Source organism: Exiguobacterium sp. s145, assembly GCF_018618835.1.
Taxonomy (GTDB): domain Bacteria; phylum Bacillota; class Bacilli; order Exiguobacteriales; family Exiguobacteriaceae; genus Exiguobacterium_A; species Exiguobacterium_A artemiae.
This window is the reverse complement of sequence record NZ_JACSMV010000009.1, coordinates 22,797-42,830: the sequence shown is the minus strand read 5'-3', so window position 1 is coordinate 42,830 and position 20,034 is coordinate 22,797. Positions and strand designations below refer to the sequence as shown.

At 47.7% G+C, this 20,034-nt stretch carries 21 protein-coding genes and 1 riboswitch; of the genes, 14 read left to right on the top strand and 7 right to left on the bottom strand.

Annotation, left to right across the window (positions count from 1 at the left end; translation table 11 throughout):
* Nucleotide 1: 1 nt before the first annotated feature.
* Nucleotides 2-277, bottom strand: a complete 276-nt coding sequence (locus tag KNQ07_RS08880) for a DUF3055 domain-containing protein (RefSeq protein WP_114595168.1) — start codon at nucleotides 275-277, stop codon at nucleotides 2-4.
* Nucleotides 278-313: 36 nt separating this feature from the next.
* Complete coding sequence (gene glpX / locus KNQ07_RS08875) at nucleotides 314-1,294, bottom strand: class II fructose-bisphosphatase (RefSeq protein WP_012371193.1); 981 nt, start codon at nucleotides 1,292-1,294, stop codon at nucleotides 314-316.
* 154 nt (nucleotides 1,295-1,448) lie between these two features.
* Between glpX and KNQ07_RS08870 the strand changes: the two genes are divergently transcribed.
* Together KNQ07_RS08870 and KNQ07_RS08865 are read left to right on the top strand one after the other, a co-directional pair.
* Nucleotides 1,449-1,892, top strand: a complete 444-nt coding sequence (locus tag KNQ07_RS08870; protein WP_012371192.1) for a DUF86 domain-containing protein — start codon at nucleotides 1,449-1,451, stop codon at nucleotides 1,890-1,892.
* A gap of 6 nt (nucleotides 1,893-1,898) precedes the next feature.
* Nucleotides 1,899-2,663: a TIGR01457 family HAD-type hydrolase gene (locus KNQ07_RS08865; protein ID WP_214766153.1), complete on the top strand. Its 765-nt coding sequence runs from the start codon at nucleotides 1,899-1,901 to the stop codon at nucleotides 2,661-2,663.
* A 45-nt stretch (nucleotides 2,664-2,708) separates the two neighbouring features.
* Here KNQ07_RS08865 and KNQ07_RS08860 read toward each other — a convergent pair whose 3' ends face one another.
* Nucleotides 2,709-2,936 (bottom strand): NifU family protein, encoded by a 228-nt coding sequence (locus KNQ07_RS08860; protein WP_012371190.1) that lies wholly within the window; start codon nucleotides 2,934-2,936, stop codon nucleotides 2,709-2,711.
* Between the two features lie 110 nt (nucleotides 2,937-3,046).
* On the opposite strand from KNQ07_RS08860, the gene KNQ07_RS08855 reads away from it, so the two are divergent.
* Nucleotides 3,047-3,352 (top strand): DUF1462 family protein, encoded by a 306-nt coding sequence (locus KNQ07_RS08855; protein WP_012371189.1) that lies wholly within the window; start codon nucleotides 3,047-3,049, stop codon nucleotides 3,350-3,352.
* A 15-nt stretch (nucleotides 3,353-3,367) separates the two neighbouring features.
* Here KNQ07_RS08855 and KNQ07_RS08850 read toward each other — a convergent pair whose 3' ends face one another.
* Nucleotides 3,368-4,420, bottom strand: coding sequence for an NAD(P)/FAD-dependent oxidoreductase (locus KNQ07_RS08850; RefSeq protein ID WP_012371188.1), 1,053 nt, complete (start codon nucleotides 4,418-4,420; stop codon nucleotides 3,368-3,370).
* A gap of 92 nt (nucleotides 4,421-4,512) precedes the next feature.
* Here KNQ07_RS08850 and KNQ07_RS08845 point away from each other — a divergent pair, with 92 nt between their 5' ends.
* The gene (locus KNQ07_RS08845; protein ID WP_012371187.1) at nucleotides 4,513-4,746 is read left to right on the top strand and encodes a YuzB family protein; all 234 of its coding nucleotides are present in this window, start codon (nucleotides 4,513-4,515) and stop codon (nucleotides 4,744-4,746) included.
* A 63-nt stretch (nucleotides 4,747-4,809) separates the two neighbouring features.
* Here the strand turns inward: KNQ07_RS08845 and KNQ07_RS08840 are convergent, their stop codons facing one another.
* On the bottom strand, nucleotides 4,810-5,376 hold the full coding sequence (locus KNQ07_RS08840) for an ECF transporter S component (RefSeq protein ID WP_131502143.1): 567 nt from the start codon (nucleotides 5,374-5,376) through the stop codon (nucleotides 4,810-4,812).
* A 154-nt stretch (nucleotides 5,377-5,530) separates the two neighbouring features.
* Nucleotides 5,531-5,671, bottom strand: a riboswitch (FMN riboswitch).
* A gap of 117 nt (nucleotides 5,672-5,788) precedes the next feature.
* Between KNQ07_RS08840 and KNQ07_RS08835 the strand changes: the two genes are divergently transcribed.
* The 4 genes from KNQ07_RS08835 to KNQ07_RS08820 all read left to right on the top strand — a co-directional run bounded on the left by KNQ07_RS08835 (nucleotide 5,789) and on the right by KNQ07_RS08820 (nucleotide 8,161).
* Nucleotides 5,789-6,139 carry a HesB/IscA family protein gene (locus KNQ07_RS08835; RefSeq protein WP_012371185.1) on the top strand — a complete coding sequence of 117 codons (351 nt, stop codon included), beginning with the start codon at nucleotides 5,789-5,791 and terminating at the stop codon, nucleotides 6,137-6,139.
* 134 nt (nucleotides 6,140-6,273) lie between these two features.
* A complete protein-coding gene (locus KNQ07_RS08830) occupies nucleotides 6,274-7,140 on the top strand; it encodes an NAD-dependent epimerase/dehydratase family protein (RefSeq protein WP_214766151.1) in 867 nt (288 codons plus the stop codon).
* A complete protein-coding gene (locus KNQ07_RS08825; RefSeq protein WP_012371183.1) occupies nucleotides 7,137-7,643 on the top strand; it encodes a GNAT family N-acetyltransferase in 507 nt (168 codons plus the stop codon). Before KNQ07_RS08830 ends, KNQ07_RS08825 begins: the two co-directional genes overlap by 4 nt.
* Nucleotides 7,640-8,161, top strand: a complete 522-nt coding sequence (locus tag KNQ07_RS08820; protein ID WP_214766149.1) for a GNAT family N-acetyltransferase — start codon at nucleotides 7,640-7,642, stop codon at nucleotides 8,159-8,161. The genes KNQ07_RS08825 and KNQ07_RS08820 overlap by 4 nt, the downstream gene beginning before the upstream one ends.
* 61 nt (nucleotides 8,162-8,222) lie before the next feature.
* Here KNQ07_RS08820 and KNQ07_RS08815 read toward each other — a convergent pair whose 3' ends face one another.
* Nucleotides 8,223-9,218 carry an NAD(P)/FAD-dependent oxidoreductase gene (locus KNQ07_RS08815; protein WP_012371181.1) on the bottom strand — a complete coding sequence of 332 codons (996 nt, stop codon included), beginning with the start codon at nucleotides 9,216-9,218 and terminating at the stop codon, nucleotides 8,223-8,225.
* A 241-nt stretch (nucleotides 9,219-9,459) separates the two neighbouring features.
* Between KNQ07_RS08815 and KNQ07_RS08810 the strand changes: the two genes are divergently transcribed.
* From KNQ07_RS08810 to KNQ07_RS08785, 6 genes are all read left to right on the top strand, one after another.
* On the top strand, nucleotides 9,460-10,671 hold the full coding sequence (locus tag KNQ07_RS08810) for an NAD(P)/FAD-dependent oxidoreductase (RefSeq protein ID WP_012371180.1): 1,212 nt from the start codon (nucleotides 9,460-9,462) through the stop codon (nucleotides 10,669-10,671).
* 81 nt (nucleotides 10,672-10,752) lie between these two features.
* Nucleotides 10,753-11,070: a YuiB family protein gene (locus KNQ07_RS08805; RefSeq protein ID WP_214766147.1), complete on the top strand. Its 318-nt coding sequence runs from the start codon at nucleotides 10,753-10,755 to the stop codon at nucleotides 11,068-11,070.
* A gap of 101 nt (nucleotides 11,071-11,171) precedes the next feature.
* Nucleotides 11,172-12,029, top strand: coding sequence for a glucose PTS transporter transcription antiterminator GlcT (glcT, locus tag KNQ07_RS08800; RefSeq protein WP_012371178.1), 858 nt, complete (start codon nucleotides 11,172-11,174; stop codon nucleotides 12,027-12,029).
* 217 nt (nucleotides 12,030-12,246) lie between these two features.
* The gene (gene ptsG, locus KNQ07_RS08795; RefSeq protein WP_214766145.1) at nucleotides 12,247-13,770 is read left to right on the top strand and encodes a glucose-specific PTS transporter subunit IIBC; all 1,524 of its coding nucleotides are present in this window, start codon (nucleotides 12,247-12,249) and stop codon (nucleotides 13,768-13,770) included.
* Between the two features lie 132 nt (nucleotides 13,771-13,902).
* Nucleotides 13,903-16,008: a glucose-specific PTS transporter subunit IIBC gene (ptsG, locus tag KNQ07_RS08790; protein WP_214766143.1), complete on the top strand. Its 2,106-nt coding sequence runs from the start codon at nucleotides 13,903-13,905 to the stop codon at nucleotides 16,006-16,008.
* 148 nt (nucleotides 16,009-16,156) lie between these two features.
* Complete coding sequence (locus KNQ07_RS08785) at nucleotides 16,157-17,668, top strand: MDR family MFS transporter (RefSeq protein ID WP_214766141.1); 1,512 nt, start codon at nucleotides 16,157-16,159, stop codon at nucleotides 17,666-17,668.
* 336 nt (nucleotides 17,669-18,004) lie between these two features.
* Here KNQ07_RS08785 and ptsP read toward each other — a convergent pair whose 3' ends face one another.
* Nucleotides 18,005-19,729, bottom strand: coding sequence for a phosphoenolpyruvate--protein phosphotransferase (ptsP, locus tag KNQ07_RS08780; RefSeq protein ID WP_214766140.1), 1,725 nt, complete (start codon nucleotides 19,727-19,729; stop codon nucleotides 18,005-18,007).
* Between the last annotated feature and the right edge of the window lie 305 nt (nucleotides 19,730-20,034).

Here is a 20,034-nt window from a genome sequence, read left to right as displayed (position 1 = left end):
CTTATAATCCGATATAGTCGCGTAAGTATCCTTCAAGTTCATCCGCCGCTTCATCCTCAAGATCAAAGGCATGAGCGATATAGCCGGGTTCATCAAAGTCATCCGGACCGATGATGGCAAACCGGTTGGATAAGAGATTCAACACTAAAATCTTTCCGAAAAAATGTTCGGAATGGGTGATCGCTAAATCAAACCGGCTCGTCTCACCAATCCAGCAAACGAATCGGGTTTTTGTCTGTTCGACGTCATCATATAAAAAATCACGTTCTTGCATCATCTGTCAGTTCCCTCATTTCCTTCATCTCTGCTTAGATTAAAGGGTTTGAGGAACCTTTTGCAAGTACGGTTTACGTGACAGGCTGTGTTCGGCGATGACTTTCCGGATCGTCCGTGTTTTTGAACGCATGACGAGTGATGTCGTCTCGACGATATCATCCGTCAAGAAGCGGACGCCGTCGAGCATTTCACCTGTCGTCACGCCTGTTGCTGCGAAGATGCAGTCGTCACTTTTGATCAGATCATCAAGCGTCAACAATTGCAACGGATCCGCAAGCCCCATCCGGATGACGCGTGCTGTTTCTTCCTCGTTCATCGGGTGCAGACGTGCCTGCATATCGCCGCCCATTGCTTTGACGGCAGCTGCTGTGATGACGCCTTCCGGTGCCCCACCGGTTCCAATGAAGATATCGATGCCCGTTGATGGTGAGAGCGGAGCGATTCCGGCTGATACATCGCCGTCTTCAAACAGACGGACACGTGCGCCGACACGCATTGCCGCTTCCCGGAAGTGATCATGGCGCGGACGATCCTGCATGATGACCGTGACATCTTCAATCCTTTTCTGATTTAGTTCTGCTGCTTTTTGAATGATGACTTCAAGCGGATCGTCAAGTGAGACATGTCCTTTTAAGTTTGGTCCGACTGTCAGTTTATCCATATACATATCCGGTGCGTGTAACAATGCTCCCTGGTCAGCGACCGCGATGACGACCATGGCGTTACCGAGACCTTTTGCCACGATGTTCGTTCCTTCGAGCGGATCGACGGCGATATCGACGATAGGACCGCTTGTCGTACCAACTTTTTCGCCGATGAATAACATCGGTGCTTCGTCGAGTTCCCCTTCACCGATGACGACCGTTCCTGCCATGTTGACGGTGTTCAAGACTTCGCGCATGGCTGTTGTTGCCGCATCATCGGCTTCGTTTTTCTTCCCCCGGCCAATCCATTTGGCGGATGCCAGTGCAGCTGCTTCTGTTGCTCGGACGATTTCTAGTGCTAATTCGCGTTCCATCTATGAATAACCTCCAAGTCACCTAATGTGACATACTATTTTCGTAAAAATCTAAATTGAGGATAACACATTGCGCAATGTGATGCAAACAGCCTTTCTGCTTTTCATGTTTCGCCGATAGAGCTAAAATGAAGGGTGTGAGGGGGAATGGAAGATGTATTTTGTGAATCGTGAAAAGATTGAACAAACCGTGGTTTGTTTGGAAACGGCATTGCGTCAAAGTAAAGAGTTAACGGGGGATGCTTTGACGGTTTCACTGGCGTGGGAACGGATTGGATTTTTAGTGATTGAAAGCATCATCGACATCGGAAACAGTATGATTGATGGTTTCATCATGCGTGATCCGGGAAGTTATGAAGATATCGTCATGATTTTAGAAGATGAGCGGGTCATCGACGCGTCACTTGCGACGAGTTTGAAGCGCATCGTGGCCCTCCGGACACAAATCGTCCGTGAATTTACGACATCAAGTACAGCGGAAATCCGCAACGTTTTGTTTGAGGAAGAAACACAATTACGTCGTTTCCCGGACGCGGTCCGACATTATCTAGAGACAGAACTCGGACCCGTTTCGGCATTTTTACCAAATGAGGAGTGAGTCAGCATGAAGGCAAAAGGCTATTTATTTGATTTAGACGGTACGATGTATAACGGGACAGAACCCGTCAAAGAAGCGGTTGATTTCGTCAACCGGTTGCAGGAAGAAGATGTACCGTATCTGTTCGTTACGAATAATGCTTCGATGACGGCAGAAGCCGTCGCTGAGAAATTACGCGGCATGGGTGTTCACTCGAATGCGGAACATGTCTTAACCAGTGCGATGGCGACAGGTCGCTACATCGCAGAACTCGATCCGGGTGCGAAAGTCTATGCCATCGGAGAAGGCGGATTGGTTGATGCTCTTGAGCGTCAAGGCTTACAAGTCGTTGCGGATGAGCATGCCGATTATGTCGTGATTGGTCTTGACCGTCAGATCACGTATGAGAAGTTAGCGATCGGAGCCCTCGCGATTCGGGCCGGCGCCCGTTTTATCTCGACGAATGGAGATATCGCGATTCCGACAGAGCGCGGCTTCTTACCGGGGAACGGGGCGTTGACATCGGTGTTACGCGTGACGACGGAAAAAGAACCGTTTTATATCGGGAAACCGGAACCGGTCATGGTCAATATTGCGGCTGAGATGATCGGTCTTGCGAAAGAAGATCTCATCATGGTCGGAGATAATTACCATACCGACATTTTATTCGGGGTCAACGGCGGTATCCGGACGATGCATGTCAACTCCGGCGTTCATACACCGGTCTTCATTCAAGGACAGGATGCCCAACCGACCTACATGGTCGATACGTTGGCAGAATGGATTCTTTAAACAAAAAAATCCCCATTGACGGATGTCAGTGGGGATTTTACTTCATTAGAAAACTTGTTCGACTTCAACGACGCCGGCTACTTCTTCAAGCAGGGCACGTTCGATACCAGCTTTCAGTGTGATTGTTGAACTTGGGCAGCTGCCGCAAGCTCCCATCAAACGGAGTTTGACGATACCATCTTCTACATCTACGAGTTCAACGTCTCCTCCGTCACGAAGAAGGAACGGACGCAATTTTTCGAGTACTTCGTTTACTTGATCAAACATTTCCATGCGTAAACACATCCTTTCTTATAGAATCATTGTAACAGGGTTGAAAAATGTTCTCAATCTGGAAAACTTGTATACTAAAAAAGAAGTGTAACAAATAGGGGGGACCACAGATGGAAATCAAGGTATATGGGGCGGCACAGACGTGTCCGAGTTGCGTCGGGGCACCGAGTTCAGAAGAGACCTACAGCTGGCTGCAAGCCGTTCTTGGACGGAAGTACGAGACGGCATTGACTTTTGAATATGTGGATTTCGAAGCGGCACCGGTCGAGGATGAATGGATTACGGCTCTTCAGGACGATGTTTATTTTTATCCGCTTGTCCTGCTTGACGGTGAGATGGTCGATGAAGGATACGTCCAGTTGAAAAAAATTACGCAGGCAATTGACAGAAGACTTGAAAAAACGGCCCCGGAATGACCGGCGCCGTTTTTCTTATTTAATCTTTTTATGTTTCCAGAGCACACCGGATTTCAGAAGGCGTGGAACTTTCCCTGTCAACGCCTGTTTCCCCATGACGATGCCGAAGCCGTCTGACTTTCCGAGTGATCCGAGCATACCGCGCAATTTGATTTCCGGCAGTTTCGGTAATTTCTTGCCGGCCCATTTTGCCTGCAGGACATCGACGACCTGATCCGCTTGATGCTCCGCAAGCTGACCGCTTGGCGCATACGGGAGACTGGCACAATCCCCGATGACGAACACATTTTCATGTTCCGGCACATGGTGGTGTTCCGTCAGCTTGATCCGTCCGCCGCTGTCAGCTTCAAAACCAAGATCACGGACGACTTTAACCGGTTGCGTACCCGCTGTCCAAATCGTTAAGTTCGATGGATAGGCGTCATCCCCGTTTTGAACATCATCCGCCGTGACGAAGGTGACGTTCGAGTTATTGATGACTTCGACGTCATGCTCCTCGAACCATTCCTGGACGTAGGTCGACACTTTATCCGAGAGGAAGGACAGAACGGACGGTCCCCGGTCGAATAGGCGAATTTTCAAATCTTTCCGGCTTTCGTGCAGTTCACTCGCGAGCTCGACTCCGGATAATCCGGCTCCGACGATGGAAACGATCGCACCGGGTGAAAGTCCGCAAATCGCCTGTTGTGTTTTCCGTGACTCTTCGAGTGTCTGGATGCTGTAAGTAAACTCTTGTGCCCCCGGTATGTTATGGTATTTATCTTCACAACCTAAGGCGATGATCAAATCATCATAAAACAATTCCGTTCCGTCTTGCAGATGAACGGAGTTCGTCTCTGGTGAAATCTTTACGACATGTCCATACTTATATGAGAGATGTTCCCCTTCCGGAAACGCGATCCGGACATCCCGGTCCGACAATGTTCCGGCAGCAAGTGCATAGTACTCTGTTTTTAACGCGTGGTACGGTAAACGATCGACGAGCGTCACAGCGACATCTTCATCCTTGAATCGTTCACAAATCCGCATGCCACCATATCCGCCACCTAAAACAACCAGTTGCTTCATAACTTAAAATCCCCCTTAGTTCCCCTAAATCAGTCTGACCTTGTATAATACGACATGAGGAAAGATAATTCCTGCCTGAAGGAGGAAAAAAAGTGAATCCGATTATTGAATTTTGTATCAGTAACTTAGCGACAGGGACTCAGGTCGTCATGCAACAGCTCGAACGGGACCCGAATGTCGATGTCGTCGAATATGGTTGCCTCGGTTATTGCGGGATTTGTTCGCTTGACCATTTTTGTCTCGTCGATGGAGAAACCGTTGTCGGGGAGACACCGGAAGAACTGCTTGAAAAGATTTATCAGAAAATCGAAGAAAACGAGCTCTAAAAAAATCCCCGTGTCTCACAAGAGACCGGGGATTTGTGTCTGTCAGCGGGCGCGGCTTCGGACTTAGACAGTTTGTTGACGACGTGTCATCCAAGGTTTTAGTTTCAGGAACAGCGGGATGAAGAGTGCTGAGATGAACATCGCCTTGATGATGTTAAACGGTAAGATACCGGCTGTAATCGTCGTCCACTTGACGGCAGGGTCAAGCATGTAGTCCATACCGAAGAACCAAGCGTACGCTGGAAGAATCAAGATATAGTTGAGGATGGCAAGACCGAGTGCCATCGTGATCGTACCTGCGACAAGACCGGTTGCGAGACCTTTTGTCGATTTCTTTTTATGATAGAACCAACTGACCGGAAGAATGAAGGCAACGCCAGCTGCGAAGTTGGCAAGCTCACCGACCGGAACACCACTTCCACGGAAGATGTAGTACAGGACGTTTTTGAGTGCTTCGACGATGACGCCGGCAACAGGTGAGAACATGATTGCGGCGATCAAAGCAGGAACATCACTGAAGTCGATCTTCAAATAGTTCGGTAAAAACGGAAGCGGGAAATTCAGTAGCATAAGAACAAATGAAATTGAACCTAACATCGATAATGTGACCATTTTTTGTGTGCGTTTCATACGAGTATAATCTCCTTTTGCTCGTTCCTCTCGATGAAGTATTGGCATGTCTGCGTTCAAAATAAACCCCCATCGAAGTGTTCGATGGGGGAGAAGTCCGCAGTAAACTAAGCCTGACCGATTTTTGCAAAATCGGTTCAAGAAAGAAACATGCCGCCATCTTCTCCCATCCAGACTATACTGTCGGCTCCTGAGTTACACAGAATCAGCAAATAGCGCCCTATTCGCTCGCGGGCTTCAGGCGAATCGCCTGTTTACCGCCGGTCGGGAATTTCACCCTGCCCTGAAGATGGAACGATTTAATTTTTTTTAATACAACTTATTTATACAACGAATTCAAGATTGTTTCAAGCAACTAGGTTTCGATTCCCCTTAAAATTGCGTATACTAATAAAAAAGGGAAGGTGATGACATGATTCATTTAACAGAAGCGGCCGCACTGCAAGTCAAAGAAATGATGTTGCAGGCGCCGGACGATGAACAAAATCTGCGCATGCTCGTCCAAGGCGGCGGATGCAGTGGTCTCTCCTACGGCATGGGGTTTGACAGTGAAAAAGAGACGGACTTGACCTTTGAGCAACACGGAGTCAAAGTCATCGTTGATCAAAAAGATTATCCGGTCGTTAAAGGACTGGAAGTAGATTATAAACAATCCATGCTCGGAGGCGGATTCACGATTACGAATCCAAATGCAATCGCGACATGCGGTTGCGGGACGTCGTTCCGAACGGCGACGAATGCCGGCACACCGGGCGGCTGTTAATGAAATGACTTGTATCGCAGACGATTGCCGTCTGCGATTTTTTTGTTTTCACGAGCGATTGACAGGACTTTTCAATGGAGATGGAGAAGGACTAAACAGGAACGTTAGCACGCTATGATGAGGGAGGACTATCGATGCGAAAGGTACTGATTTTCGGTGGAACACGCTACTTTGGTCGACGGTTGGCATTACGGCTCGTGGAATCGGGGGACGATGTGACGATTGTCACGCGTGGGGAACATACGCCGCCGGTCGCGAAGGGCTTGACATTTTTTAAAGGGGACCGGACATCAAGCAGTACGATGAAGGATCTTGGAAGTCAAAACTGGGATATCATCTATGACAATATCTGTTTTAATCCGTATCAGGCGAAGCTTGCGGTCGATGCCTTCGAAGGAAAAGTCGGGCGTTACATTCTGACGTCGACGATGTCGGTCTATGAGCAGGGCGGGACAAACATTTCCGAGCGGTCCTATAATCCGTTTCCCGGGAAATATGATCTTGAAAAAGAACATGATTACGGCGAAGGAAAACGTCAGGCGGAAAGTTATTTCTTCCAACGTGCGACTTTCCCGGTCATTGCCGTCCGTTTCCCGGTTGTCCTCGGACCGGATGATTACACGGAACGGCTGATCTTTCATGTCAAACGGGCACTAGCCGATCAACCGGTCATCGCTGAAAATCTGTATGCGAAGATGGGATATATCTCGAGTTACGAAGCGGCAGCTTTCCTCGAGTGGTGCGGCCGTTCGACGATGACAGGACCGATTAATGCCGCGAGTGACGGCGTATTATCGATTCAGGACTTAATGGATAAGATTGATCACGTGGCAGGAACGACATCACGGTTTGAGACGACAGGCGAAGAGCCGTCACCGCTTGCACCGGATCACGATTTCTATATGGATACGACGGCAGCCAAACAAGCGGGATATCTCTTCCAACATGTTGATGACTGGCTTGATCGTTTGATTGAAGAGGAGGTCCGGAACCACAAATGATTACCTTAATTAAACCATCGCTGCACTTGGAACCGGAATACCTTGATTATGTATCAGAGTGGCAAGAGTCCGGTGAAAGCATCGTTCCGAGTGTCGTCAGTAAAACGTTTCTGCCGTTGGAGGATTTTTTGGAAGAACAGGAACAAGAGGAACGGGTGGCCCCGACGAACTGGGTGACCCACTCGACGTATTGGTTGTATGACGGGGAAACGATTGTCGGTGCAGTCAATTTCCGGCATGATCTAAACGATCAATTGCAACAAGTCGGAGGGCATATCGGTTATGGCATTCGACCGAGTGCGCGCAATAAGGGGTATGCGACGGAAGGATTACGGCAAGCGCTTGAATTTGCGCGAAAGCGGGGACTTGCCTTCGTCTTGATCACCTGTAGTGCGGATAACACCGCATCCGGTCGTGTCATTTTGACAAACGGTGGTCAAGAAATCGAATCTTACATCAAAGAAGATGGAACACGGGTCCGGCGATTTATCATTCCACTATGAATACCGGATTTTTAACGATTCGACGAGCCGACATGGAAGACGCTGCTGCGATTTCCCGGATTCATGTCGCATCTTGGCGGGAAACATATCGGACGATTATTCCGGATGCATATCTCGATCAGTTATCTGCGGAGAAGCGGGAACCGGGTTGGCGGAACAGTCTTGCCGAAGGTCCGGTTTTCGTGGCACTTGATCAGACAAACGAAATCGTCGGTTTTGCGAATGGTGGACCAAATAGGGAAAATGATACGACGGAGGGAGAGCTGTACGCGCTCTATCTGTTGAAAAGCCATCAGGGGCAACGAACCGGTAAACGGTTGTTTGATCACGTGTTGGAAGATCTCAGGCGGAAAGGCTTCTCGTCTTGCATGGTAAGTGTGCTGGCAGATAACCCGTCCCGTCATTTTTACGAACGTTTCAGCGGACGACTCGTTTCCGAAAAAACCATCGAGCGGGGTGGGAAACAGCTGAGTGAGTGGACGTACCGAATTACACTCGATCCCGTATCCAACGCATAAGCCCAAAAAACAGCGTCCCTTCGATTTCCGAAATCGAGGGGACGCTGTTGTTCGTGATCACTTAATGATTTTTCACTTTTTCGAACAGACTTGTTGAGTGTTGCGGATGGCGGGCTGATGGATCAACAAGCAACTTCGCCTGGTTAACGGCAATCGGTGCTTCTCCGAAACCGGTCGCGATCAATTTGACACGACCATCATACGTCGCGATGTCGCCGCAGGCAAATACGCCGGGAATCGCAGTTTCCATCTTCGAGTTGACACGGATGGAATTCCGTTCGAATTCGACCTCCCACTCTTTAAGCGGTCCGAGTGATGAGACGAAACCAAAGTTACAGACGACATCATCAGCACCGACGACAATCACTTCATCCGTTTCGGCATGTTTGAATGTCAGCGTCTCGATACTGTCTTCTCCGGTGACGGATTCAAGGGTATAAGGTGTCATGACATTGACGGACGAGTTATGCAACAATTCGACCGTATGCTCATGGGCGCGGAATTTATCGCGTCGGTGAACGAGTGTGACGGATTTCGCGATTGGCTCGAGCATCAGCGACCAGTCGACTGCGGAATCACCACCGCCGAGCAGGACGACCTGGCGATCTTTGAAGCGGTCCATCTCGTTGACGAAGTAGTGTAAGTTACTGCCTTCAAATCGTTCTGCGTCCGCGACACCGAGGGGACGAGCAGCAAATGAACCGTTCCCGGCTGTCAGGATGACGGTTTTCGTATAATGTTCCCCCTTGTTCGTGACAAGACGGATCAGTCCATCATCGAGACGTTCGTATGCAAGGACGGTTTCGCCGAGCACATACGTCGGATCAAATTCATTTGCCTGTTCCAGCAGCCGATCGACCAGGTCCTGGGCTTTGACTTTCGGGAAGCCGGCAATATCGTATATATATTTTTCAGGGTAGAGCGTCGCTAGCTGTCCGCCGAGTTGCGGCAGACTTTCGATGACTTTCGTCTTCATTTGACGCATCCCTGAGTAAAACGCGGTGAACAGCCCGACCGGACCGCCCCCGATAATCGTGACATCATATGGTTGGTGCATCTGAGTCCCTCCTAAAATTGGATACCTCTATTATATAGGAAGTAGGGTTCGATGTTGCAAGTACGGGACATCTCACATTTTTTTGGGTTTGCATAATTTCCCTTTGCAATCTATGATAGAAAATGGTTCAATAAACGTATAGACGTGTGAACATTATTTGAACAAAGTTTTTGAGCATTTATCTGCAATTGAATGTGAAGAAAATCACAACAAAACTATTATGCGTAAGGGGTATCAGAACATGAACACACCAAACATTGTTATTCTTGGAGCCGGCTACGGTGGATTGATCACAGCAGTCAACCTTCAAAAGAAACTTGGCGTCGACCAAGCCAACATCACATTAATCAACAAACACGATTACCATTACCAAACAACGTGGCTACATGAACCAGCAGCAGGTACGATGTCTGCTGAACAAGCGCGTATCTATATCAACGATGTCATCAACCCTTCACGCGTCAAGCTTGTAAAAGGAATCGTCGAAAAAGTCGATACAGCAAGCAACACAGTGAAACTCGTCGACGGTGGAACAGTCCCTTACGATTATGTCGTCGTGGCACTCGGCGGAGTTCCTGAAACATTCGGAATCAAAGGATTGAAAGAGAACGCTCTAACAATCAGTTCATTGAACAGTGTCCGTAAAATCAAAGAGCACATCGACTACTCATTCGCAGAGTACAAAACGACAGGTTCAACAAACCGTTCACTCTTGACGATCGTCGTCGGTGGCGCTGGGTTCACGGGTATCGAGTTCATGGGTGAGCTCGTCAACCGGATTCCTGAACTGTGCAAACAATATGACATCCCGCGCGAACTCGTTCGTGTCGTCAACATCGAAGCTGCACCGACTGTTCTTCCAGGATTCGATGCAGATCTCGTAAACTACGCACATAAATGGCTTGAGCGCCAAGGCATCGAGTTTAAACTCGGTAACGGCATCAAGGAATGTGGACCGGGCAGCGTTACATTCGGACCGCTCCAAGGGGATACAACAGAAACAATCGAAGCGAACACAATCATCTGGACTGGTGGCGTCAGCGGTAACCCTGTTGTTGCAGCGTCTGGTTTTGAAGCAATGCGTAACCGTGTTGTCGTTCAAGAAGACCTCCGCGTTCCTGGGCATGAAAATGTCTTCATGATCGGTGACTGTTCAGCTGTTATGGATCCGGCTTCAAACCGCCCATACCCGCCGACAGCACAAATCGCAACACAACAGGCACATAAAGTGGCTGAAAACATTGCTGCACTCATCGGTGGACGTCAAACATCGACATTCACATACGAGAACAAAGGAACTGTCGCTTCACTTGGTCATAAAGATGGAATCGGAATGGTCTTCGGTAAGAAGATTTACGGCCGTAACGCATCGTTCATGAAAAAAGTCATCGACAACAAACATTTCCTTGAGCTTAAAAAGATTGGTCTTGCCATCAAAAAAGGTAAATTCTAAGTTCACGTTTTAGGCAAATGTACACTCGTGCATTTGCCTTTTTTGTCGGTTATACTAAAAGAGATTCAAAGGGGGAACATTATGCATATCATTCAAGCCGTGATCGGGAGTGTTCTATATCTCGTCATGTTCTTTAGTATCGGTTTTATCTTAAACATGTTGTTACGCAGTACGTGGATCATGCTTGTCCTGTATCCGATTATCATCATCATGATGATTGATAATCAGTCTTCACTGGATTATTTCACGAATGCGCGTGAAGCAATCCCGAAACTCGGGGAACGCATCATGGGTCTGCAGACGGCGGATATCACGATGTTCGTTGCCGGTCTTGCCGGAATCATCATCGCCGGAATGTCAATTCGCTTCCTGCGTAAGAGCGGTTACCAAATGTTTTAAAGTCTACTTGAGTGAGTAGGCTTTTTTAGTATGTGAAAACACGTTATAATAAAATCAGTGTCTTTAAAAAAATGTGTAAGAGCAGATAGGGTTGAGAGCGAATGGATAAACAAATGTACCACGTTATCAAAGTCTTAAATAATAATGTCGTCATTTGTTCGACTGGTGCCAACCAGGAAGTCATTATCCTCGCAAAAGGGATTGGCTTCGGTCGGAAGCCAGGCGATCAACTAACGGATCTTGATAAATTGGAAAAAGTGTATACGTTAAAAGATAAAGACGAGCAAGCGCAGTACAAGGCGCTTGTCGGACATCTGGATGAAAACTTCATCGCTTTGATGAATGAGATCGTTTCAATGATCGAAACGCGATTCGGAAAACGGGTCGATGAGCACATTCATATCGGACTGACGGACCATTTGACGTTTACGTTCAAGCGGCTCGAACAGGGAATGGAAGTCACAAATCCGTTTCTTGCGGAAACGGAAGCGTTATATCCGGAAGAGTATGCGCTCGCTGAAGAAATCGTCGAATTCATCAGTGCCGAGATGAACTTTTATTTACCTCCGGCCGAAACAGGATTTATCGCCCTTCATATTCACTCGGCGACGAACTTCAAAGATGTCCTCGAAGTGAACCGGCATCATCAATTGGTCGGATTGATTGCCAGTCATATTGAACAACGATTACAGATTAAAATCGACCGGAAATCACTGGATTACAAGCGTTTAATTCGGCACTTGCGTTCAGCGATTGAAAGGGTTTCCAATGGGGAGTACCTAGAGGCGCCAGAAAAAGTAGAAAAGCTATTGCGCGAAGAATATCCGCTGTGCTATGATACTGCTTGGGAGCTGATGTCCATCATGGAACGTCAGTTGAAGAAAGCGGTACCGCGCGGTGAAGCGACGTATCTTACGATGCATCTGCAACGCTTAGTGCAGTACGATTTAGGTAAATGACCGCACGGACTACGTGTTACTGATACGATCAGGCATGAGTGGGATGTCGGGCAAGATGATTTATTTCCGTTATTTTTACGGGATAAGTGTATTTTGTCTACAATCCGCTCGTGCCTGATTTTTTTCTGTAAAAATCGGTCAGATGTCTGACTTTTTTCGACCTGTCATTGGTATTATTCCTTATTCTTAGCTCGTACATCAAAAGGAGGAAACACACATGTTCAAACAGATTTTCGCTGTTCTTCAACGTGTCGGTAAAGCGTTGATGCTTCCTGTTGCGATTTTGCCTGCTGCCGGGATCTTACTTGGATTCGGTAACGCGATGCAAAATCCGAACTTGACGTCAAAACTCGAGTTCTTAAAAAATGATGCAATCATCAAGGTTGCAAAATTGATGGAAGCAGCCGGGGACATCATCTTCGGTAACTTAGCACTCTTATTCGCGGTCGGTGTCGCGATCGGATTAGCAGGGGACGGCGCAGCCGGACTTGCAGCCATCGTCGGATTCCTGATCATGAACAAAACAATGAGCGTTTGGCTCGGCGTTACACCAGAAATGGTCGCTAACGGACAAGGTTACGCTAACGTACTCGGTATCCCGACACTTCAAACAGGTGTGTTCGGTGGTATCATCATCGGTTTAATCGCAGCCTGGGCCTACGGGAAGTATCATAATCTCGAATTGCCGCAGTTCCTCGGATTCTTCGCAGGAAAACGTTTTGTTCCAATCGTTACAGCAGTTGTTTCATTATTCGCAGGTCTTGTACTTGTTTTCGTTTGGCCGTTCGCTCAAGACGGATTGAACACATTCTCCCACTTCATGATGGAGAAAAACCCGACACTTGCAGCTTTCGTCTTTGGTCTCATTGAACGTTCATTGATTCCATTTGGTCTTCACCATATCTTCTACGCACCATTCTGGTTCGAGTTCGGTTCGTACACGAACAAAGCCGGTACAGTCGTTCACGGTGACCAAGCGATCTTCTTCGCTCAGTTAAAAGATAACGTTGCATTGACAGCTGGTACATTCATGACTGGTAAATTCCCGTTCATGATGTTCGGTCTTCCTGCAGCAGCACTTGCTATGTACCATGAAGCACGCCCAGAGCGTCGCGCAGTCGTTGGTGGTCTTCTTGGATCAGCAGCACTTACAGCTTTCTTGACAGGTATCACAGAGCCAATCGAATTCGCATTCTTGTTCGTTGCTCCGATCCTGTTCGCAGTTCACGCAGTCTTCGCAGGTCTTTCGTTCATGACAATGCAACTGTTGAACGTTAAAATCGGTATGACATTCTCAGGTGGATTGATTGACTTCCTTCTCTTCGGTGTCCTTCCAGGACGCACGCAATGGTGGCTCGTCATCGTCGTCGGTCTTGTGCTTGCAGTTGTTTACTACGTCGGATTCCGTTTCGCAATCCGCAAGTTCAACTTGAAAACACCAGGTCGTGAAGACGAAGTACAAGAGACATCAATGGCACAAGGTTCTGAACTCGCAGCTGGTATCCTTGATGCACTCGGTTCTGAATCAAACATCAAACACCTTGACGCATGTATCACACGTCTTCGTGTTGAAGTTCTTGATAAATCAAAAGTTGATAAAAACGAATTGAAAAAATTAGGTGCGGCTGGAGTACTTGAAGTTGGTAACAACGTTCAAGCCATCTACGGACCAAAATCAGATAACATTAAATCTGAGATTCAAGCCGTCATCAACTCACGTAAACAAGAAAAGTCAGTCTAATATTTAAAAGAGCTTTCCCAATTTGGGAAGGCTCTTTTTTTGTGGAAAGAAACATCAGACAAATAGTTTTGCGCAAGAAACATTAAGGGTATGAAGTAAGTAGTTTGGTCAAAAAAAGGAGGGAAATCACTGATGTGGAAAAATGTGTTCGGTGTATTGCAACGGATCGGTAAAGCTTTGATGTTACCGGTCGCAATCCTACCGGCAGCGGGGTTGCTCCTGGCGTTTGGTACGGCGTTTCAAAACCCGAATCTGACGCAGTATCTTCCGTTTCTCGAAAATGACGCACTGGTCGTCATTTGGCGGGTCATGCAGGATGCAGGGGATATCATCTTTGCCAACTTAGGATTACTGTTTGCCGTCGGGGTTGCGATTGGTCTTGCGAACGGTGAAGGGGTCGCAGGATTGGCCGCAATCGTCGGATTCCTGATCATGAACAAAGTTATCAGTTCATTTTTACAGATTACGCCTGAAAAGATTACAGAAGCACAAAAATCGAGTGATTTATCGTATGCGACCGTTTTAGGAATTCCGACCCTGCAAATGGGGGTGTTCGGAGGGATTATCGCCGGGTTGATTGCGGCGTACAGCTATAATAAATTCTTTAAGATTAAACTTCCGGATTTCCTTGGATTCTTTGCCGGTAAACGATTTGTACCGATTGCTACAGCGCTATTCAGTTTAGTCGCTGGTTTTGCCCTGTCTTATATTTGGCCACCAATCGGGACGGGAATCAACACGTTCTCGAAAACCATCATCGAATCAAACGAAACGTTATCTGCCTTCATCTTTGGATTAGTCGAACGTTCTCTCATTCCGTTTGGTCTCCACCATATTTGGTATTCAAGTTTTTGGTTCCAGTTCGGTGAATATACCGATAAAGCCGGTAATCTCGTTAACGGGGATCAGCGGATCTTCTTCGCCCAGTTAAAAGATGGTGTTCCATTTACAGCCGGAACGTATATGACCGGGAAATACCCGTTCATGATGTTTGGACTTCCTGCTGCGTGTCTTGCGATGTATCATACAGTTGCGAAGGATCGCCGGAAAGCGGTTGAAGGGTTATACTTCTCGGCTGCCCTGACTTCTTTCCTGACAGGGATTACTGAACCTGTCGAGTTTTCATTCGTATTCGTTGCCCCGTTATTGTTTGCAGTTCACGCTGTGTTTGCCGGATTGTCATTCATGATCATGGACATCTTAAACGTCAAGATCGGGATGACCTTCTCCGGAGGATTGATTGACTATACGTTGTTCGGTATTTTACCAAACCGAACCTCCTGGTGGCTCGTCATTCCGGTCGGTCTTGTCTTCGCGGTCATTTATTACTTCGGCTTCCGTTTCGTCATCCAGAAATTTGATCTGAAGATTCCTGGACGTGAAGCGATTCAGGAAGGGGCAGCGACAGCCGGTGCGACAGCTGGTGAATTGCCATATGAAATTCTCCAGGCATTTGGCGGACCTTCCAATATCAAACATTTAGATGCCTGTATCACACGGCTCCGGATTACCGTCAATGATAAATCCGGTGTCAATAAAGAGCGCTTGAAACAGTTGGGTGCTGCCGGTGTCCTCGAAGTCGGGGACAACGTTCAGGCTATCTTCGGTCCGAAGTCGGACGGTATCAAGACTGAGATGGCAGAAATCATGAACGATCCGAATTACCAACCACCAGCCAAACCGGAAGCCGATCCGATTCCGCAGGTTCCGACAGGCGCGGAAGCACGGACGGAAAACCGGACAGATGACCGATCCGGATTAGCCGGAACAGATGGTGCCTATGTCCCGAGCGAAGGATACGTCTCGCCACTCAGCGGTGTGATTCGTTCTCTCGATGATGTACCGGATCAAGTCTTCTCCGGACGGATGATGGGTGACGGTTATGCCATCGAACCGACGGAAGGATATGTCGTGTCACCTGTTTCCGGTGAAATTACGACCTTCTTCCCGACCAAACATGCGATTGGTATTTTGGCCGATAACGGGGATGAAATTTTGATTCATATCGGTATTGATACAGTATCGCTCGAAGGAAAAGGATTTGAAGCGCTCGCGAAAGCCGGCGACCGGGTCGAACCAGGTTCACCGTTATTGAACGTCGATCTGGAACAAATCCGACCACTTGTCCCATCATTGCTCACACCAATCATCGTCACGAACAGCGGCGACCGGAAAGTCTCCGTGGATGTTGGTAAAACCGTTGAAGCGGGTGAAAAGATTTCGTATGACATTAAATAAGAAGTGGATGCTGAACACGACTCCGATTTTGGAATCGTGTTTTTTTGTATTCCGTGAACATTCAACGATGAGATTTTGCACATATGATGATACAATGAATAAGCTATTATGAAGATTAGCTATTTTTTGATAAGGAAGAGGTGAGTCGATGGCTACGACTTCGACAAAAACACGTTATGTCGTGTTAGGATTACTGATCGGGATTTTAGTGGCAGCAATGGATAATACGATTGTTGCGACAGCGATGCCGACGATTGTCAGCGAATTAAACGGCTTCGACCAATATGCGTGGGTCACATCGGCCTACATGATTGCGACTGTAGCGGGGATGCCGATCTTTGGTAAGTTAAGTGATATGTACGGGCGGAAGCGATTCTTCTTATTCGGCATGTTGCTGTTCATCACAGGGAGTATCCTGTGTGGAATGGCAGACTCGATTGTTGAACTTTCCGTGTATCGTGCGATTCAAGGTTTGGGTGGCGGAGCGTTAATGCCGATTGCCTTTACCATCATCTTTGATATTTTCCCGCCTGAAAAACGTGGGAAAGTCAGTGGTTTGTTCGGGGCCGTCTTCGGAATTTCAAGTATTTTTGGTCCGTTGCTGGGTGCCGTCTTAACAGATGCCATCAACTGGCGTTGGGTCTTTTACATCAATATTCCCCTTGGATTATTGGCGCTTGCCCTTGTTTCTCTGTTTTACAAGGAGTCACCGATTCACCGGACACAAAGAATCGATTATGCCGGTGCTGTGACGTTGGTGGCAGGACTTGTTTTGTTCTTGCTGGCCCTTGAAATGGGCGGAAAAGATTATGCGTGGAACTCACCGCAAATTCTCGGTTTATTTGGCGGGGCGCTTGTTGCCTTCATCGTCTTCGGGTTCATCGAACGCCGGGCAGCGGATCCGGTCATCACGTTCAGTTTATTTAGACGGCAACTGTTTGCCGCGACACAAGGCGTAGCCTTCTTTTACGGTTTTGTCTTCATCTCTGCCAGTGTCTTCATTCCGATTTTTGTCCAAGGTGTCTTCGGGGGCAGTGCGACCAACTCGGGTCTGATCTTGATGCCGATGCTGATTGCATCCGTTGTCTCTGCCCAGCTCGGCGGACGATTACCGAATAAATACGGATTCCGGAATGTCATGCTTGTCTCAGCGGTCTTCTTCTTGTTAGGAGTGTATCTCTTAAGTACGATGTCGCTTGAAACATCGCGCACCGCCATCACAATCTATATGATCATTTTAGGATTTGGTGTCGGCTTCAGCTTCTCGTTACTCAACCTGGCAAGTATCAACGGGATTGAGATGCAACGACGGGGTGCAGCCACATCAATGGGATCGACGTTCCGGACGATCGGCATGACGCTCGGTGTAACGGTCCTTGGAATTGTCCAATCGCGGACCTTCTCATCGACGATCAGTGAACAGTTACCGGGTGGAAACGCACCGGACGGCGGACAATTCCCGACGGCTTCAGCCCTTTCGAAAATGCCGCCGGAAGTAGCAAATGCAATCAAATCGTCACTTGCCGAATCGATTTCGTCGGTCTATCTGTGGGCATTGATTCCAGCCGTACTCGGTGTCGTCTTTGTCTGCCTGATGGGCAATGAACGCCCGACGTTAAAAGAAGGACAAGGCGAACGACCGAAAACAAAGCAAGCATAATATGTAGGTAAATCTGTTTAGTCAAGCATCAACAAAAAAGGAAAGGGGGTGTCGAATCCGCTTTCCTTTTTTTGTTGTTTGAAATCATTCGATGCATGAGACTCCTACAGGAAAAAGCGCACGTGCAAACTGCGCTGTCAGAGACAAACAAGACCCGCTTTTCTGCCCACACTGGGCAGGGAAACTGGCTTGTGTCTCGCCTGAGGAAAGCGAGTGCAGGGAGGGATGATTTCGACGTAGGCTAATCCGAGTTCCCGCACAAAGTATAAGGAAAAGAGAGTACTTTGTTAACACGACAAAAAAACACGCCCCGAAAACGGGACGTGTCAGAAAAGATTATTTTTTGATATCGAACGTCGTGCTGAGGAAGTTAACGACATCTTCCGCTGTATCCATATCGAGTACTTCTTCGACGATCGCTTCACACTCTGCTTTGTTCAAGCGAGTCATCAAGCTACGTGCGCGAAGGACTGAAGAAGCAGACATTGAGAATTCGTCGAGTCCGAGTCCGAGAAGGATTGGAAGTGCGAGTTCTTCTCCTGCCATCTCACCACACATGCCGACCCATTTGCCTGCTTTGTGTGCTTCTGTGATGACGTTGTTCAAGAGATTCAAGATAGCCGGGTTAAACGGTTGATAGAGGTATGAAACTTTCTCATTCATCCGGTCAGCCGCCATCGTGTATTGAATCAAGTCGTTTGTTCCGACTGAGAAGAAGTCGACTTCTTTTGCGAATTGTTTCGCCATGACAGCTGTTGAAGGAATCTCGACCATCATACCGACTTCAACGTCTTCTGAAACTGTCACACCTTCTGCTTGAAGGTTTGCTTTTTCTTCGAGAAGAAGTGCTTTTGCTGCACGGAATTCTTCGAGTGTCGCGATCATTGGGAACATGACAGCAAGTTTTCCATACGCGCTCGCCCGGAGAAGGGCACGGAGTTGCGTCCGGAAGAGATCCGTTTGATCGAGGCAAAGACGAATCGCGCGGTATCCGAGGAACGGGTTCATCTCATGCGGGAGATCGAGGTAAGACAACTCTTTGTCGCCGCCGATATCAAGTGTCCGGATGACAACTTTTTTATCGCCCATCGATTCGAGAACCGTTTTGTATGCTGTGAACTGCTCGTCTTCCGTCGGGAACGTTTCCGCATCCATGTAAAGGAACTCTGTCCGGTAGAGTCCGACTGCTTCCGCGCCGTTCTCAAGGACACCTTTAACATCGTTTGGTGTTCCGATGTTTGCTGCAAGCTCGACATGATGTCCGTCAGCAGTGACTGTTTTTTCGTTTTTGAGTTTTTTCCACTCTTCTTTTTGCGCGATGTACGCTGAACGTTTTTCTTCGTATTCTGCGATTTGTTCGCTTGAAGGATTGACGATGACGTCACCCTCTGTTCCGTCAAGGATCAAGAAATCACCGTGTTTGACTTCCGTCAAGACGACTTTTGTTCCGACGACAGCCGGGATTTCAAGAGAACGGGACATGATCGCCGAGTGCGAAGTCCGTCCACCGATGTTCGTAGCAAATCCTTTTGCATACTTCCGGTTGAGTTGTGCTGTATCTGAAGGTGTTAAATCTTCGGCAATGATGATGACTTCTTCATTGATTTGAGCCGGTGTAACGAATGTGATACCGAGCAAGTGGGCCATTGTCCGTTTTGTAACGTCACGGACATCGGCTGCACGCTCGCGCATGTATTCGTTATCCATCGATTCAAAAATCATGACCATCATCTGTGACACTTCATCAAGTGCTTGTGCTGCATTGGTTTTTTCATCGTCAATTTTTGCGTTGACTTGGCTGACGATTTCCGGGTCTTCCAGGATCAACAAGTGAGCTGAGAAGATTTCCGCTTTGTCTGCACCGAGTTCTTTTAATGTGTTTTCGCGGATGATTTCAAGTTCACCCTTCGACTTAACGATGGCGGCTTGGAAACGTTCCTTTTCTGCTGCCGAGTCCTCGATTTTATGCGTCGGAATGTCAAAGACAGGTGTTTCCATTACGAATGCCTTTGCAATCGCAATCCCTGCAGAAGCGCCAATTCCTTTGATGTGCTGTGCCATGTGCATTACCCTCTTTTCAGTAAGTTTTTTCGCCGCAGCGACGTCATTTCTTTGCTATCTATAGATACCCATAAACGCATCTCTCTTAACGGATCGCTTGCGGACTCTCCCTTTGAATGAAAACGTAGACATTTCTGTCGTTGCCAAATGACCGTTAAATAGAAGTGCCTTTCCTTTTCACCTGTTTAATCCTATCATATTGTGAAACGGGCAACAATTGTTTGAAACGTTCCAAATCGACAAATTAAAGAACGTCTTTTTTGAGAGCGGTTTCATTCGTCTCGAAGGCTATCAGTTGGAAAATC